Genomic DNA, 14,680 nt, shown 5'->3' with positions numbered 1-14,680 from the left:
GCCCTGCGGCGGCTTCCGATAATCGTTCCTGGCAGGTTGCCAGTAGGCATCCTGCCGCAGAGCCGGAGGCCCGCGCAGATTGTTGGCGGATCGCCCGGCCCGACTCGCCAACAAGAACAAGGAACGCCCATGCCGTATCAGCTCCGTCGCAGCGGAATGCCCCCGCGCACGCTGTTTTCCCTAGCCATCGCCAGTCTCCTGCCTGGCTTCGTTCACGCCGCCGGGCCGCTCGAGCTCGGCAGCGCCGAGGTGGTCGCCACGACACCGCTGCCCGGTATCACGGCGGCTTCTCCCAGGGCAACCGGGCGCCGACGCCGATCGAGCTGGGCTGTGCCGACCCGGCGAACCCCTGTAGCCTGACCAACGCCATGGCCGCCGATCCCTTTCTCGAACAGGTGGTGACCCGCACGCTGGAATTCGGCCTGCGCGGCGAACTGGCCGGCGGCACGCGCTGGAACGCCACGGCTTTTCGCAGCATCAACCATGACGACCTGCTGTTCGTCGGTACGGGCGGCAGCAAGGGCTACTTCAGCAACTTCGGCCGCACCCGGAGCCAGGGCATCGAACTGGGCCTGGCGGGCGAGCAGGGGCCGTTCGACTGGCAGGTGAGCTACACCTATCTGCATGCGACCTTCCGTTCTTCGGCATGCATCCTCGCCGAGAACAACAGCACCGAAGGCGAGGGCGGTTGCCAGGAGGACGAGATCCGCATTTCCAGCGGCGACTATCTGCCGGGGCTGTCGAAACACAACCTCAAGCTCGGCCTGGACTGGAATCCCAACGACCGGCTGCGCATCGGCACCAGCGTACTGGCCTATTGTGCGCAATACGTGCGTGGCAACGAGAACAACCGTCACCAGGCCAACGACGAGTTCGAAGGCCGCGGCAAGCTGCCGGGGTACGCCGTGGTCAACCTGACGGCCGATTACCGCTTCACCCGCGACTGGACGCTGTTCGGTCGCGTCGACAACCTGTTCGACAAGCGCTACGCCACCGGTGGCGCCCTGGCCGAGAACCCTTTCGTGGGGGCTGGCCATGCCTTCGAGGCGGACCCGGACGAATGGCGCCACGAACAGTTCATCGCCCCAGGCGCACCGCGTGCCGCCTGGGTCGGTGTGCGCTATCGCTGGGGGGCGCTGTAAGCCGGCGGAAACGCCCATGCCCGGCACCACGCCGCGCATGGACTGCTGGATGCAGGATCGTCGCGACGGATGGCGTATGCTGGCGAGCTTGGCCGCCGTCCCCGGCGGCAGCGACAGGAGTCCGAATGATCCGCATCCATGCAGCCCCTCGCGCCCGCATGGCGCCAGCAGCCGACCAGAGAGGCTGAGAGCATGGCGCCACGCTTGCGTATCATCCTTGCGCTCGGTACCGCCCAGACCCTGGCCTGGGGTTCGACCTATTACCTGCCGGCGATTCTTGCCGAGCCGATGGCACGCGACCTCGGCATCAGCAGTGGCAATGTCTTCGCCGCGTTCTCCCTGGCATTGATCGTCACCGCCATGCTCGGGCCGCTCTGCGGAAAGCGCATCGACCACCACGGCGGCCGCGATGTGCTGGCGCTTTCCAGTATCGTCTTCGCGGTCGGTTTGGCCACGCTGGGCCTGGCGAGCGGCCCGTCGATGCTCTGGCTCGGCTGGCTGGTGATCGGCATCGGCATGGCGCTGGGGTTGTACGAGGCGGCGTTCGCGACCCTGGCCGGCATCTATGGCCGCGATGCGCGCGGCGCGATCACCGGCATCACGCTGCTCGCGGGCTTCGCCAGCACCGTCTGCTGGCCGATCAGCGGCTGGCTGGAGGCACACTACGGCTGGCGCGCGACCTGCCTGGCCTGGGCCGCGATGCATGTGTTCCTCGGCTTGCCGTTCAACCGGCTGATGCTTCCGGTGGGTGTCCAGCCCATCCTCGCGTCCACCGGCAGGCCCCCGGACGAGGAAAACTCCCGGGCCGGGCTGACCATGGGCCTGCTGGCCTTCGTCTTCGCGGCCACCTGGTTCACCAGCACCGCGATGGCCGCGCACCTGCCGCGGTTGTTGCAGGCGTCCGGGCTTTCGGCTGCCGCGGCGATCGGGGTGGCGGCGCTGGTGGGGCCGGCCCAGGTGGGCGCGCGCTGCCTGGAGTTCGTCCTGCTGCAACGCTTCCATCCCCTGTTCTCGGCGCGGCTGGCCACCATCGCGCATCCCCTCGGGGCAGTGGGCGTGATGCTGGTCGGCGCCCCCGCCACCACCGTGTTCGCGCTGCTGCATGGTGGCGGCAATGGCATCCTCACCATTGCCAAGGGCACCTTGCCGCTGGCGATCTTCGGAGCGCAGGGCTATGGCCTGCGCCAGGGATTGTTGATGGTCCCGGCGCGTTTCGCCCAGGCGTTGTCGCCGTTCGTGTTCGCCGTGCTGATCGAGGATTTCGGCGTCGCCGCGCTGTGGCTATCGGCGACGCTGGGGGTGCTGGCCTATGCCGCGCTGTCGTTGCTGCAGCGTACGATGCGTGGGCTTGGTTGAGCGCCTGGGCTACTTCTCCCAATCCAGCGGGCAGTCCCGGCAACCCTCCATATGGGTTCCCTGGAAGGTCGCATAATGCCGCCGGGCACCGCTTAAGATGGCATTGGCCAGGTTGGCATCGTTGAACTTGGCTTCTTGCAGGTTGGCATCGGTGAGATTGGCGCCAGCGAGGTCGGCCTTGCTCAGCCAGGCCATTTCCAGGTCGGCGGCGTGCAGGTTGCTGTCGTGCAGCCTGGCGCCGCTCATGCGGGCGAATTCGAGGTAGGCGGCAGTGAGGTCGGCGCCCTTGAACTGCGCGGCCTGGGCGAACAGGCCCCAGCCCTGGATGGCGACCAGCCGGGCGCCAGTGAGGTTCGCCAGGCGCAGGTTGGCCTGCTGCAGGCTGGCGCGGTTGAGGGTGGCGCCGGAAAGGTCGGCCTTCTCCAGGTTGGCCAGGTCGAGGTTGGCGTGGCGCAGGTTGGCGCCGGCAAGGTTGGCGCCGGCGAGATCGATCTTGCGCAGGTCCTGGTTGCTGAGATCGGCCCCGCGCAGGTCGGCGTTCGGGCAGTGGCTTTGCGGCTGGATGACGCAGCCGTTGATGGTCAGCGGCAAGTCGTCGGCGGCGAACGCGGCGGTGCCGGCGAGCAGGATCAGGGGCAACGACAGGCTGTGAAGTGTCTTCATGGCAGTTCTCGTTCGAAGGGGAGGAAGGCGGTTGCGCGGGGCGCTCCAGCATGACCGGCGAGAGCGCCAACCCGGAGCCGGGCATGCGATGGGATCGCCCCGCGAACCTGTGCGTGGCCGTGCCCGTCGAGGCGGCAGGCACGGCGTCGGCCCGGTTCAGCGCTGTGCGGTCTTGTTCTCCCATTGCGGCAGCTTGAACACCCAGAACGAGCCGCCCTGGGCGACCGGCTTGGTCAGCACGGCCATGTCGCCGCCCCACAGCGGTACCGCGCCGCCGTAGCCGACGGTCACGCCGATGTACTGCTCGCCGTCCTGCTCCCAGGTGATCGGCGGCGAGATGATTCCGCTGCCGGTCTGGAATTTCCACAGCTCGTCGCCGGTCCTGGCATCGAAGGCCTTGAAGTAGCCGTCGCTGGTGCCGGTGAACACCAGGTTGCCCTTGGTCGCCAGCACGCCGGCCCACAGCGGCAGTTTCTCCTTGTGTTCCCATGCCACCTTGCCGGTGGTGGGGTTCATGGCGCGCAGGATACCGACGTGATCGTCGTACATGCGCTTGATGCGGAAACCCTGGCCGAGGTAGGCCGAGCCCTTCTTGTAGCTGACTTCCTCGGTCCAGTAGTCCTCCTTCCAGTGGTTGGCCGGCACGTAGAACAGCCCGGTGTCCTGGCTGTAGGCCATGGGATTCCAGTTCTTGCCGCCGAGGAAGGGTGGCGAGACTTCCACCGACTTGCCGTGCTTCTCGCCTGGTTCCGGCCTGGGCGGGCGCTGGCCTTCGTTCTCCACCGGCCGGCCGCTCTCGAGGTCGATGTGGCTGGCCCAGGTGATGCCGTCGACGAAGGGGAAGGCGTTCTTGAGCTTGCCGTCCTTGCGGTCGACCACGTAGAAAAAGCCGTTGCGGTCGGCGTGGGCGGTGGCCTTGACCGTCTTGCCGGCCTTGTCCTTGTAGTCGAACAGCACCAGTTCGTTGTTGCCGGAGAAGTCCCAGGCATCGTTCGGCGTGTGCTGGTAGAACCACTTCACCTCGCCGGTGCTCGGGTCGACGCCGACCTGGCCGGAGGTGTAGAGGCTGTCGTAGTCCTGCGGCTTGCCGTCCTTGGCGGTGCGCGCCCAGCCGTTCCACGGGGCTGGGTTGCCGGCGCCGACGATGATGGTGTTGGTCTCGGCATCGAAGCTCGCGCTCTGCCACGGCGCACCGCCGCCCTGGCTCCAGGCTTCGGCCTTGCCGGTGGGCGAGTTGGCGTCGTCCGGCCAGGACGGCGCCTTGATGTCGCCGGTGGGGCTGCTGTCCTTGCCGTTGAGGCGGCCCATGTGGCCTTCGACGAAGGGCCGCATCCAGATTTCCTCGCCGGTGTCCGGGTCGCGGGCGAACAGCTTGCCGACCACGCCGAACTCGTCGCCGGAGCTGCCGTGGATCAGCAGCACCTTGCCGCTCTTGCCATCCTTCACCAGGGTCGGCGCGCCGGTCATGGTGTAGCCGGCGGCATGATCGCCGAACTTCTTGTTCCAGACGACCTTGCCGGTGTCCTTGTTCAAGGCCACGACGCGGGCATCGAGGGTGCCGAAGTAGATCTTGTCGCCGTAGATGGCGGCGCCGCGGTTGACCACGTCGCAGCACGGGCGGATGTCGTCGGGCAGGCGGTGGGCGTAGCTCCACAGGCGCTTGCCGGTCCTGGCATCCAGGGCGAAGACGCGCGAATAGGAGCCGGTCACGTAGATCACGCCGTCGTGGACGATGGCCTGGGATTCCTGGCCGCGCTGTTTCTCGTCGCCGAAGGAGAACGACCAGGCCGGTGTCAGCTTGAACACGTTGCGCTCGTTGACCTGCGCCAGCGGGCTCCAGCGCTGGGCGTGGGTGCCCAGGCCGTATTGCAGGACGCTTTCGGTGGAAAGATGGTCGTTGGCGATGTCTTCCCAACTGACCGGCTTGGCCTGGGCATTGCCGCCCAGCGCGAGGCTGCCGGCGAGTACCGCGAGGGCGAGCGGGCGGGTTGTGCCGGGGTGCGATCTTGTTGTCATGGTTGCGATTCCCTTGGTCGATTCGGACGAGGCCGCCGTCTGCCGGTGGCCTGGCGATTCGATTATCGAAAGCGCGACGACGGCGCCGATACGGAAATGCTCCCGCGATTGCCGGGAAAACTTCCCAAACGCCCGGTGATTTGGCCTTGCTACCGCAGTGGCATCCGACCTGCTGCCAAAGACGGTGGCAAAACCCACTACCAAGGGAGGAGAAGCAGGCGTCCAAAGCAGGATTCTGCCGATTCGGCCGCACCGCCAACATGACCACCATGCGCTCCGATGGGAGCTGCCTTGCACGGTTTTAGCAAATGAGGTGGTAGTCATGAATAACAAGATGCATATGCGCGCACTGCTGACCGCAGGCTTTCTGGGGATGTCCGGCCTCGTGCTGGCGCATGGCGACGTGACGCCGCAACCCGTCAACACCAAGGGCCTGCCCTCGCTCGGTGAGGAATGGGTGGAGGAGAATCCCTACCGCGCGCCGAGCGAACATCATGACCTGGCGGTGGAGATCGGCTCTTCGGCCTATAACCAGAACTGCGCCCGTTGCCACGGCCTGGAAGCCATCTCCGGCGGCATCGCCCCGGACCTGCGCGAGCTGGAGGCCAGCTACGACGGTGACGAGTGGTTCAAGGAGCGCGTGATCAACGGTGCGGTGCGCGACGGTGCGGTGTACATGCCGCGCATGGCCGACACCCTCAGCCAGGAAGCGCTGTGGGCGATCCGTACCTATATCGAATCCGAGGCAGCCAAGCAGTGAGGTGCCTGGGCCGGCGGGTCCTGGCGCTGTGCCTGCTGCTCTGCTGCGCATTCGCGCAGGCGGACGTGGTGAAGGTGCGCGCCTACGACGACATCATCGAGTCGGGCGTGCTCAAGGTGGCCATGTACGAGAATTTCCCACCGTACAGCTACCTGCAGGATGGCCGGCCGCGCGGCGTGGATGTGGAGCTGGCCGGCAAGCTCGCCGAAGGCCTGGGGCTGGACCTGCAGATACTGTGGGTGACCCCGGACGAAACCCTGGACGACGACCTGCGCAACTTCATCTGGAAGGGACACTACCTGCGCAGCGGCGTGCTTGCCGACGTGATGCTGCGCGTGCCCTACGACCGCGAGTTCTCCTACAAGCGCAACGAGCTGGGCGAGCTGATCAACGAACTGGTGGTGATGTTCGGGCCCTACCAGCGCGAGCGCTGGCAGGCGGCCTACGATGACCGCCGGATCGACGCGGTTCCCAGCGTGGCGATCTTCCAGTACCACCCGGTCGGCGTCGAGGTGGACAGCGTACCGTCGTTCTACCTGTCTTCGGTGTTCGAGGGGCGGCTGGCCAAGAACGCCCATCACTATCCGACCGTGCAGGAAGCGTTCGCTGCCATGCGTCGGGGCGAAGTCGATGCGACCATGGCCATGCGCGGTGAAATCGAATGGCTGCTCGCGCAGGCTGGGGACAGCCACCTGAAGCTTGCCGAGAACGCCTATCCGAACATGGGCAAGCAGGTCTGGGACCTGGGCATGGCGGTCCACGAGTCCAACCGGCAACTGGCCTATGCGCTGGAGGAAGTGCTGGAAACGCTGATCCAGGACGGGGACATGGAAAAGCTCTACGCCGGCTACGGGCTGCACTATGAGCTGCCCGGGCTGTACCAGGATGTGGAGCGTGACGTGGCGGGGCATTGAGGCGATATGGCCCCATGCCGAGGAGGCGACATGAGCATTCGAGTCTTGTTGGTGTTCCTGCTGGCCGTGCAGGCCGCTGTCCTGCAGGCGGCCGAGCCCGATCCGCTGCAATCGGTCATGTGGGAATACCACCACAAGGGCCTGCTCGGCGGTGAACCCTACGTGTTCGACGAACGCGTGCGGGTGCAGGTGCCGCCGTTCGCCGAGGATGCGCGCCAGGTGCCGGTGCATATCGATGCCCGGGCGCTGGGCGACGAAGTGGTACGCATCGAGGCCTGGGCCGATCTCAATCCCATTCCGCGGGTGTTCAGCTTCGTGCCCGGCGCGCAGGTATTGCCGCTGGTGGCCATCCGCATCCGCGTGGAACAGGCGACGCCGATCCGCGCGGCGGTGCTGACCCGCGATGGCCTCTGGCACGTGGGCTCGGCCAAGGTCGATGCCGCCGGTGGCGGCTGCACCGCGCCGAGCGTGGTGCGGGCGCAACCCGGATGGGAGGACCGCCTGGGCACGATCGTCGGCAAGCGCTTCGGGCGCGGCGACGGCAGCCGCCTGCGGCTACAGGTATCGCACCCGATGGACAACGGCCTGGTCGGCGGAATCCCGGAGTTCTTCCTCAACCAGGCACAGCTGCGCGATACGGCCGGCAACGTACTGGCCACGCTGGAACTGTATCCGGCCGTCAGCGAAAACCCGACGCTGAGCCTGGAAGTGAAGGACCGGCAAGGCGCCCGGCTATGGCTGCGCGACAACAATGGCAACGAGTTCGAGGCGGCGTTGTAGCCCGCCCCGGCACGTGCCAGCGGCGAAACACCCAGGCAAAGGAGATGACATGCGCCTGCCCATCCTGATCATTGCGCTCTGCCTGGCGCTGCCGGCACAGGCCGAGTTGCGCTACCAGCTGCAGCCGCGACAGATCGCCGAGAACGTCTGGTTGCTGGAAGGCTCGACCGACAACTTCGACCAGCGCAACGGCGGCAATATCGTCAACACCGGTTTCATCGTCACCGGTGCCGGTGTGCTGGTGATCGACAGCGGGCCGTCCCGACGCTACGGCGAGGCCATGCGCGCGGCCATCGCCGGTGTTACCGAACAGCCCGTCGTCAAGGTGCTGCTCACCCATCATCATCCCGACCACGTGCTCGGCAACCAGGCCTTCGCCGACGTGCCCATCGCCGCCCTGGCCGGCACCACCGAATTGCTGCGCGAGCAGGGCGATGCCATGGCCGAGAACATGTACCGCCTGGTCGGCGACTGGATGCGCGGAACCGAAGTGTTGCTGCCGTCCGAGATGCTTCAGCCCGGTGTACTGGAAATCGGCGGGCGCAGGTTGCGCCTGCTGGAACTGCGCGGGCATACCGGAGCCGATCTGGCGATTCTCGATGAACGCAGCGGCGTGCTGTTCGCCGGCGACATTCTCTTCTACCAGCGTGCCCTGACCACGCCCAACAGCCCGGGCCTGGATGTCTGGCTGACGGATCTCGACACCCTCGAAGCCCTGCCGTGGAAGCGCCTGGTGCCTGGCCACGGACCGCTCGCCGACGATGCGGCGCCGTTCGCGCAGATGCGTGATTATCTCGGCTGGCTCGACGGCCTGCTGCGCGATGCGGCGGCCAACGGGGAGGACATGAACGAGGTGATCCACAGCCCCATTCCCGAGCGTTTCGCCGGCGTCAGCCTGACGCGCTACGAGCTGATTCGCAGCGTCAGCCATCTCTATCCGGGGTACGAAGCCAGGCAGCTGCAGCGGGTGGACGAGTAGGGGCGGGCCACAGGCGCGGCGGATACCCCCGAACCCGTGGGCGCGCCTCAGGAACAGTCACAGGCCAGCTTATAAAGCCTCGCCCCGAGGTCGGGCCTCCCACGAAGGCAGTCGGTGCACACCGAACCCAGTGGGAGGCGCGCCCTCGCGGCGATGCAGGCCGTAGGCCTGCCCGAAGCTCAAGAGCCTCGCCCCGAGGTCGGGCCTCCCGCGAAGGCAGCCGGTGCACCGAACCCAGTGGGAGGCGCGCCCTCGCGGCGATGCAGGCCGTAGGCCTGCCCATCGATCTTTCAGTTGCGTTGCTTGCGGTTGACGGTTTCTGCCGCCTTGATGATGTCCGCGCCGATCACCGATTCGAACCGCTGCCAGACCGGGCGCATCGCGTCGCGCCAGGCTTCGCGTTCTTCCGGCGTGAGGGTGATCAGCTCCGAGGTACCGGACTGGCGGATGCGCTCGCGGTCGGCCTGGTTCAGTTTCTCGGCCTCGAGGTTCACCATGTAGCTCACTTCGTCGAGGATGGCTTCCAGTTCATAGCGGATCTGGTGGGGCATGCCCATCCAGAAGCGGGTATTGGTGACCACCATGTAGTCCAGCACCCCATGATCGGTCTCGGTGATGTAGGGCTGCACGGTGTGCATCTTCTTGCTGTAGATGTTCGACCAGGGGTTTTCCGCACCCTGCACGGTGCCGGCCTTGAGTGCGTTGTAGACCTCGGCGAAGGCCAGCTTCTGGGTCGAAGCCCCCACCGCGCCGAACTGCGCTTCGAGCACTGCCGAAGGCTGGATGCGGAAGCTCAGGCCGGAGGCGTCGCGTGGCATGCGCAGCGCGCGGGTGGCGCTGAGCTGCTTCATGCCATTGTGCCAATAGGCCAGGCCGGTGATGTTCTTGTCTTCCATCGAGCGCAGCAATTGCCGGCCCTTGGCGCGCTTCTGGAAGCGGTTGACCGCATCGAGGTCGTCGAACAGGAAGGGCAGGTCGAATACCTGCAACTGCTTGGTGTACTGCTCGAACTTGGCCAGCGACGGAGCCAGCAGCTGCACCTCGTCGTTACGCAGCGCCTCCAGTTCGGTGGCATCGCCGAACAGCGTCGAGTTCGGGTAGACCTCGACCTTGACCTGGCCCGGAAGACGCTCTTCGGCCAGGCGCTTGAACATCAGCGCACCCTTGCCCTTGGGCGTGTCTTCGGCCACTACGTGAGAGAACTTGATGACGATGGGCTCGGCCTGGGCGAACGCGCTGGCGGCAGCCAGCACAAGCCCGGCAAGGGTAATGATCGGCTTCATGAAAGACTCTTTATTCTGGTTGGTTGGCAGTGCGTCCGTGCGGGCTTGGAGCTACCGCCGACCGCGTTCGGGCTTTCAGCCGTTCCTTATGCCAAAGATGGATGACGATCGAAAGCGCTTTGCACGGCCAACATGATGGGAACGGCATCAGATCACATTTTCACGCTGGCAGGCGCGCGCCTGGCGGAGTCTCGGTCGCCAGGCGCGCGTACACATGACCGAACGTTCAGCTTTCGGCTTGCCAGCCGCCGCCGAGCGCCTTGTACAGCGCCACCACGCCGCGGTACAGCTCCACCTCCGCCTGTGCCTGGGCGTCCTCGGCGGCCAGCCGTTCGCGCTCGGCGTCCAGCAGCACGAGGAAATCCACCGTGCCTTCGCGATAGCGGATTTCCGCCTGTTGCGCGGCCGCGCGGCTGGCCGTGGACTGGCGCAGCAGCGACAGCAGGCGCTCCTGGGCGCGGGCATAGTCGCTGAAGGCGTTCTCCGACTCTTCCAGCGCCAGTAGCACCTGCTGCTCGTAGCCCGCCAGGGCAGCGTCGGCGTCGGCTTCGGCACCGCGCAGGCGGGCACGCACGCTGCCCAGGTCGAACGCCGCCCAGCTGATGCTCGGTGCTACACCCCAGGCCTCGGCTGCGCTGGAGCCGATCTGTGAACCGCGTCCGGCGATGAAGCCGAGAAAGCCGGTCAGGCTCACCCGCGGGAACAGGTCGGCGGTCGCCACGCCGACAGTGGCGGTCGCCGCGGCCAGCTGGCGTTCGGCGGCGCGGATGTCCGGCCGCCGGCGCAACAGCTCCCCGGCGTCGCCGATCGGCAGCGCCTTGGCGATCGCCGGCAGTTCGCGCGGCGACAGGTCCACGCTGAGGCGGTCGGCGCGCTGGCCGAGCAGGGTGGCGATGCGGTTGCGCGCGCGGGCTTGCTGCGCCTGCAGTTGCGGCAGGCTGGCCTCGGTGGCGGCCAGCCGTGCGTCGGCGCGCAGCACGTCCAGTTCGCTGCCCATGCCGGCGTCGCGCAACTGCTCGGTCAGTTCGTGGGAGTCGCGCTGGTTCGACAGGTTGTCGCGGGCGATGCGTTCGCGCAGCTGGGCGCCGCGCAACTGGCCATAGGCGTCGACCAGTTCGGCGATCAGGCTGACCTGCAGCTGGTAGAGCTCGGCCTCGGCGGCCTCGGCCTGGGCTTCGCTGGCTTCCAGGCGGCGCTGGATGCGGCCGAACAGGTCCAGCTCCCAGGCCATGTCCAGGCCCAGGTCGTAGCGCTCGGCGTTGATCCGCCGCTCGGTGACGCCGGGCTGCTGTGCCTTGCCGATGTCGGCGCTGGCGCCGGCGGTGACCGTGGGGAAGCGATCGTTGGCATCGTCGTCGCGAATCGAGTGGGCCGCGCGCAACCTGGCGAAGGCGATGCGCAGCTCGCGGTTTTCCGCCAGTGCCCGACTGACCAGTACATCCAGCGTCGGGTCCTCGAACTGGTGCCACCAGGCCGCTTCGAAGCGCGAACGGTCGTAGTCGTTGCCTTCGGCCAGGGCGATGCGCGCCGGTTCGGGCTGCGGTGCGCGGTAGCCCGGGCCGACGGCGCAGCCGGTCACGGCCAGGGCGAGCAGGGATAGGGCAAAGAACTTCATGCGCGGGCCTCCTTGAATACCGCCTTGCGCGCTTCGCGTTTCTCGACGAAGGCGCGAATCACCAGATAGAACACCGGGGTCAGCAGCAGCCCGAAGAAGGTCACGCCGAGCATCCCGGAAAACACCGCGACACCCATGGCATGGCGCATCTCGGCGCCGGCGCCGCTCGACAGCACCAGCGGCACCACGCCCATGATGAAGGCGAAGCTGGTCATCAGGATCGGCCGCAGGCGCAGGCGGCAGGCTTCCAGCACCGCGGCGAGGCGGTCCATGCCTTCTTCCTGTTTGTCCTTGGCGAACTCCACCAGCAGGATGGCGTTCTTGCAGGCCAGGCCCACCAGCACGATCAGGCCGATCTGGGTGAACACGTTGTTGTCGCTGCCGGCCAGGATCACCCCGGCGATGGCGCAGAGCAGCGTCATCGGCACGATCAGGATCACCGCCAGCGGCAGGCTCCAGCTCTCGTACTGGGCGGCCAGCACCAGGAACGCCAGCAGCACGCAGAGCGGGAAGACGAACACCGCGGTATTGCCGGCGAGGATCTGCTGGTAGGTCAGCTCGGTCCACTCGAAGCTCATGCCGTTGGGCAGCTCGGCGCGCAGCAGGTGTTCCATGGCGGCCTCGGCCTGGCCGGAGCTGTAGCCCGGCGCGGCGGCGCCGTTGATCTCGGCGGTGAGGAAGCCGTTGTAGTGCATCACCCGGTCGGGGCCGGCACTGTCGCTGACCTTGACGAAGGTCGACAACGGCACCATCTCGCCGCGGTTGTTGCGTACCTTCAGCTGGCCGATCTGCTCCGGCGCCAGGCGGAACTTCTGGTCGGCCTGGACGTTGACCTGATAGGTACGGCCGAAGCGGTTGAAGTCGTTGGCGTACAGCGAGCCCAGGTAGACCTGCATGGTGTCGAAGATGTCGTCGATGGCCACGCCGTGGGTCTTGGCCTTCTCGCGGTCGATGTCGGCATCGACCTGTGGCACGTTGACCTGGTAGCTGGTGAACAGACCGGCCAGCTCGGGATAGTCGGCGCTCTTGGCGATGACGTTCTGTACCTGCTTGTACAGCTCCTCGTAACCGAGGTTGCCGCGGTCCTGCACCTGCACGCGGAAGCCGCCGATGGTGCCCAGGCCCTGCACGGGCGGCGGCGGGAAGATGGCGATGAAGGCATCCTGGATCTGCGCGAACTGGTCGTTCAGGTCCGCCGCGATGGCATTGGCCGACAGCGCCGGGTCCTTGCGCTCATCGAAGGGCTTGAGCGGGGTGAAGACGATGCCGCTGTTCGGGCTGTTGGTGAAGCCGTTGATCGACAGCCCCGGGAAGGCCACGGTGTTCTCCACGCCCGGGTGCTTGCCGGCGATTTCCGACATGCGCTTGATCACGTCCTCGGTGCGATCCAGGGTGGCGGCGTCCGGCAGCTGGGCGAAGGCGACCAGGTACTGCTTGTCCTGCTGCGGAACGAAGCCGGTCGGGGTGCTGGCGAAGCCCAGGTAACCCAGGCCCACCAGGCCGACATAGACCACCAGCGCCACGGCACTGCCGCGCAGGATGCGCCGCACCATGCCAACGTAACCATGGCTGGCGCGGTCGAACATGCGGTTGAACGGGCGGAACAGCCAGCCGCCGAACAGTCGGTCGAGCAGCCGCGAGAAACCGTCCTTGGGCGCATCGTGGGCCTTGAGCAGGGTGGCCGCCAGGGCCGGCGACAGGGTCAGCGAGTTGAACGCCGAGATCACCGTCGAGATGGCGATGGTCAACGCGAACTGCTGGTAGAACTGCCCGGTCAGGCCGGAGATGAAGGCGGTCGGGATGAACACCGCACAGAGCACCAGGGCGGTGGCGATGATCGGCCCGGTGACTTCCTTCATGGCCTGGCGGGTGGCGTCCACCGGCGACTTGCCGAGGCCGATGTTGCGCTCGACGTTCTCCACCACGACGATGGCGTCGTCCACCACGATGCCGATGGCCAGCACCAGGCCGAACAGCGACAGCGCGTTGAGCGAAAAGCCGAGCAGGTGCATCACCGCGAAGGTGCCGATCAGCGACACCGGCACGGCGGCCAGCGGAATGATCGAGGCGCGCCAGGTCTGCAGGAATAGGATCACCACCAGCACCACCAGCACGATGGCCTCGAGCAGGGTGTGTACCACCGCCTCGATGGAGCCGCGTACGAAGATGGTCGGGTCGTAGACGATCTCGTAGTCCACGCCCTGGGGGAAGTCCTGCTTCAGCTGGGCCATGCGCTCACGCACCAGGTCGGAGATGGCGATGGCGTTCGAGCCCGGACGCTGGAAGATCGGGATGGCCACCGCCGGCTGGTTGTTGAGCAGCGAACGCAGGGCGTACTGGCTGGAACCCAGCTCGATGCGGGCGATGTCCTTCAGGCGGGTGATCTCGCCGTCCTCGGCGGCGCGCACCACGATGTTCTCGAACTCCTCCTCGTCGACCAGGCGGCCCTGGGTGTTGATCGACAGCTGGAAGTCGGTGGCGCCCGGCGCCGGCGGCGCGCCCAGGGCACCGGCGGCGACCTGGCGGTTCTGTTCGCGGATGGCGGCGACCACGTCGCTGGCGGTGAGGTTGCGCTGGGCGACCTTGTTCGGGTCGAGCCAGACGCGCAGCGAATAATCGCCCATGCCGAACAACTGCACGTCGCCCACGCCGTCCAACCGCGCCAGCTCGTCCTTGACGTTGAGCGCGGCGTAGTTGGACAGGTAGAGCATGTCGTAGCGGTTATCCGGCGAGGTCAGGTGCACCACCATGGTCAGGTCGGGGGAGGCCTTGTCCACGGTCACACCGAGGCGCTGCACCTCGGTGGGCAGCGTCGGCATGGTGCGCGTCACGCGGTTCTGCACCTGCACCTGGGCGTTGTCCAGGTCGGTGCCGAGGGCGAAGGTGATGGTCAGCGTCAGCTTGCCGTCGGCGGTCGCCTGGGACGACATGTAGAGCATGCCCTCGACGCCAGTGATGGCCTGTTCCAGCGGCGAGGCGACGGTTTCGCCGATTACCTTGGGGTTGGCGCCGGGGAAGTTGGCGCGCACCACCACGGTGGGCGGCACCACTTCGGGGTATTCGCTGATCGGCAGCTGGAACAGCGAGATGGCGCCGCCGATGAGGATCACCAGTGACAGCACGGCGGCGAAAATCGGCCGCTTGATGAAGAATTGCGAGAAATTCATGGCGC

The 14,680-nt window shown here is 66.8% G+C and carries 11 protein-coding genes; 6 read left to right on the top strand and 5 right to left on the bottom strand.

The window, feature by feature from the left end:
• The first annotated feature begins 89 nt into the window (after window positions 1-89).
• Together CXK94_RS18870 and CXK94_RS18865 are read left to right on the top strand one after the other, a co-directional pair.
• Window positions 90-1,142 (top strand): TonB-dependent receptor domain-containing protein, encoded by a 1,053-nt coding sequence (locus CXK94_RS18870; RefSeq protein ID WP_336436529.1) that lies wholly within the window; start codon window positions 90-92, stop codon window positions 1,140-1,142.
• A gap of 192 nt (window positions 1,143-1,334) precedes the next feature.
• A complete protein-coding gene (locus tag CXK94_RS18865) occupies window positions 1,335-2,498 on the top strand; it encodes an MFS transporter (RefSeq protein ID WP_102895457.1) in 1,164 nt (387 codons plus the stop codon).
• Between the two features lie 9 nt (window positions 2,499-2,507).
• Here the strand turns inward: CXK94_RS18865 and CXK94_RS18860 are convergent, their stop codons facing one another.
• Window positions 2,508-3,161, bottom strand: a complete 654-nt coding sequence (locus CXK94_RS18860) for a pentapeptide repeat-containing protein (protein ID WP_037039534.1) — start codon at window positions 3,159-3,161, stop codon at window positions 2,508-2,510.
• 156 nt (window positions 3,162-3,317) lie between these two features.
• Window positions 3,318-5,177, bottom strand: coding sequence for a quinoprotein ethanol dehydrogenase (exaA, locus tag CXK94_RS18855; protein ID WP_102895456.1), 1,860 nt, complete (start codon window positions 5,175-5,177; stop codon window positions 3,318-3,320).
• A 322-nt stretch (window positions 5,178-5,499) separates the two neighbouring features.
• Here exaA and pedF point away from each other — a divergent pair, with 322 nt between their 5' ends.
• Genes pedF through CXK94_RS18835 form a run of 4 tightly spaced genes read left to right on the top strand, consistent with a single transcriptional unit; the run spans window position 5,500 to window position 8,610 of the window.
• A complete protein-coding gene (gene pedF, locus CXK94_RS18850; protein WP_037039537.1) occupies window positions 5,500-5,937 on the top strand; it encodes a cytochrome c-550 PedF in 438 nt (145 codons plus the stop codon).
• Entirely contained in the window at window positions 5,934-6,851 is a 918-nt protein-coding gene (locus CXK94_RS18845) for a substrate-binding periplasmic protein (RefSeq protein WP_256046079.1), read from the top strand. Before pedF ends, CXK94_RS18845 begins: the two co-directional genes overlap by 4 nt.
• Before the next feature lie 30 nt (window positions 6,852-6,881).
• Window positions 6,882-7,631, top strand: a complete 750-nt coding sequence (locus CXK94_RS18840) for a quinoprotein dehydrogenase-associated SoxYZ-like carrier (protein WP_037039539.1) — start codon at window positions 6,882-6,884, stop codon at window positions 7,629-7,631.
• A 49-nt stretch (window positions 7,632-7,680) separates the two neighbouring features.
• Complete coding sequence (locus CXK94_RS18835; RefSeq protein ID WP_102895455.1) at window positions 7,681-8,610, top strand: quinoprotein relay system zinc metallohydrolase 1; 930 nt, start codon at window positions 7,681-7,683, stop codon at window positions 8,608-8,610.
• 290 nt (window positions 8,611-8,900) lie between these two features.
• On the opposite strand, the gene CXK94_RS18830 is transcribed toward CXK94_RS18835, so the two are convergent.
• From CXK94_RS18830 to CXK94_RS18820, 3 genes are all read right to left on the bottom strand, one after another.
• Window positions 8,901-9,893, bottom strand: a complete 993-nt coding sequence (locus tag CXK94_RS18830) for a TRAP transporter substrate-binding protein (protein WP_037039543.1) — start codon at window positions 9,891-9,893, stop codon at window positions 8,901-8,903.
• A gap of 226 nt (window positions 9,894-10,119) precedes the next feature.
• A complete protein-coding gene (locus tag CXK94_RS18825; protein WP_102895454.1) occupies window positions 10,120-11,508 on the bottom strand; it encodes an efflux transporter outer membrane subunit in 1,389 nt (462 codons plus the stop codon).
• Window positions 11,505-14,675, bottom strand: a complete 3,171-nt coding sequence (locus CXK94_RS18820; protein WP_102895453.1) for an efflux RND transporter permease subunit — start codon at window positions 14,673-14,675, stop codon at window positions 11,505-11,507. Before CXK94_RS18820 ends, CXK94_RS18825 begins: the two co-directional genes overlap by 4 nt.
• Window positions 14,676-14,680 lie beyond the last annotated feature (5 nt).

The organism is Stutzerimonas stutzeri (assembly GCF_002890915.1).
In the GTDB taxonomy this organism is placed as follows: Bacteria; Pseudomonadota; Gammaproteobacteria; order Pseudomonadales; family Pseudomonadaceae; genus Stutzerimonas; species Stutzerimonas stutzeri_AF.
This window is presented reverse-complemented; position numbering and strand designations above follow the sequence as displayed.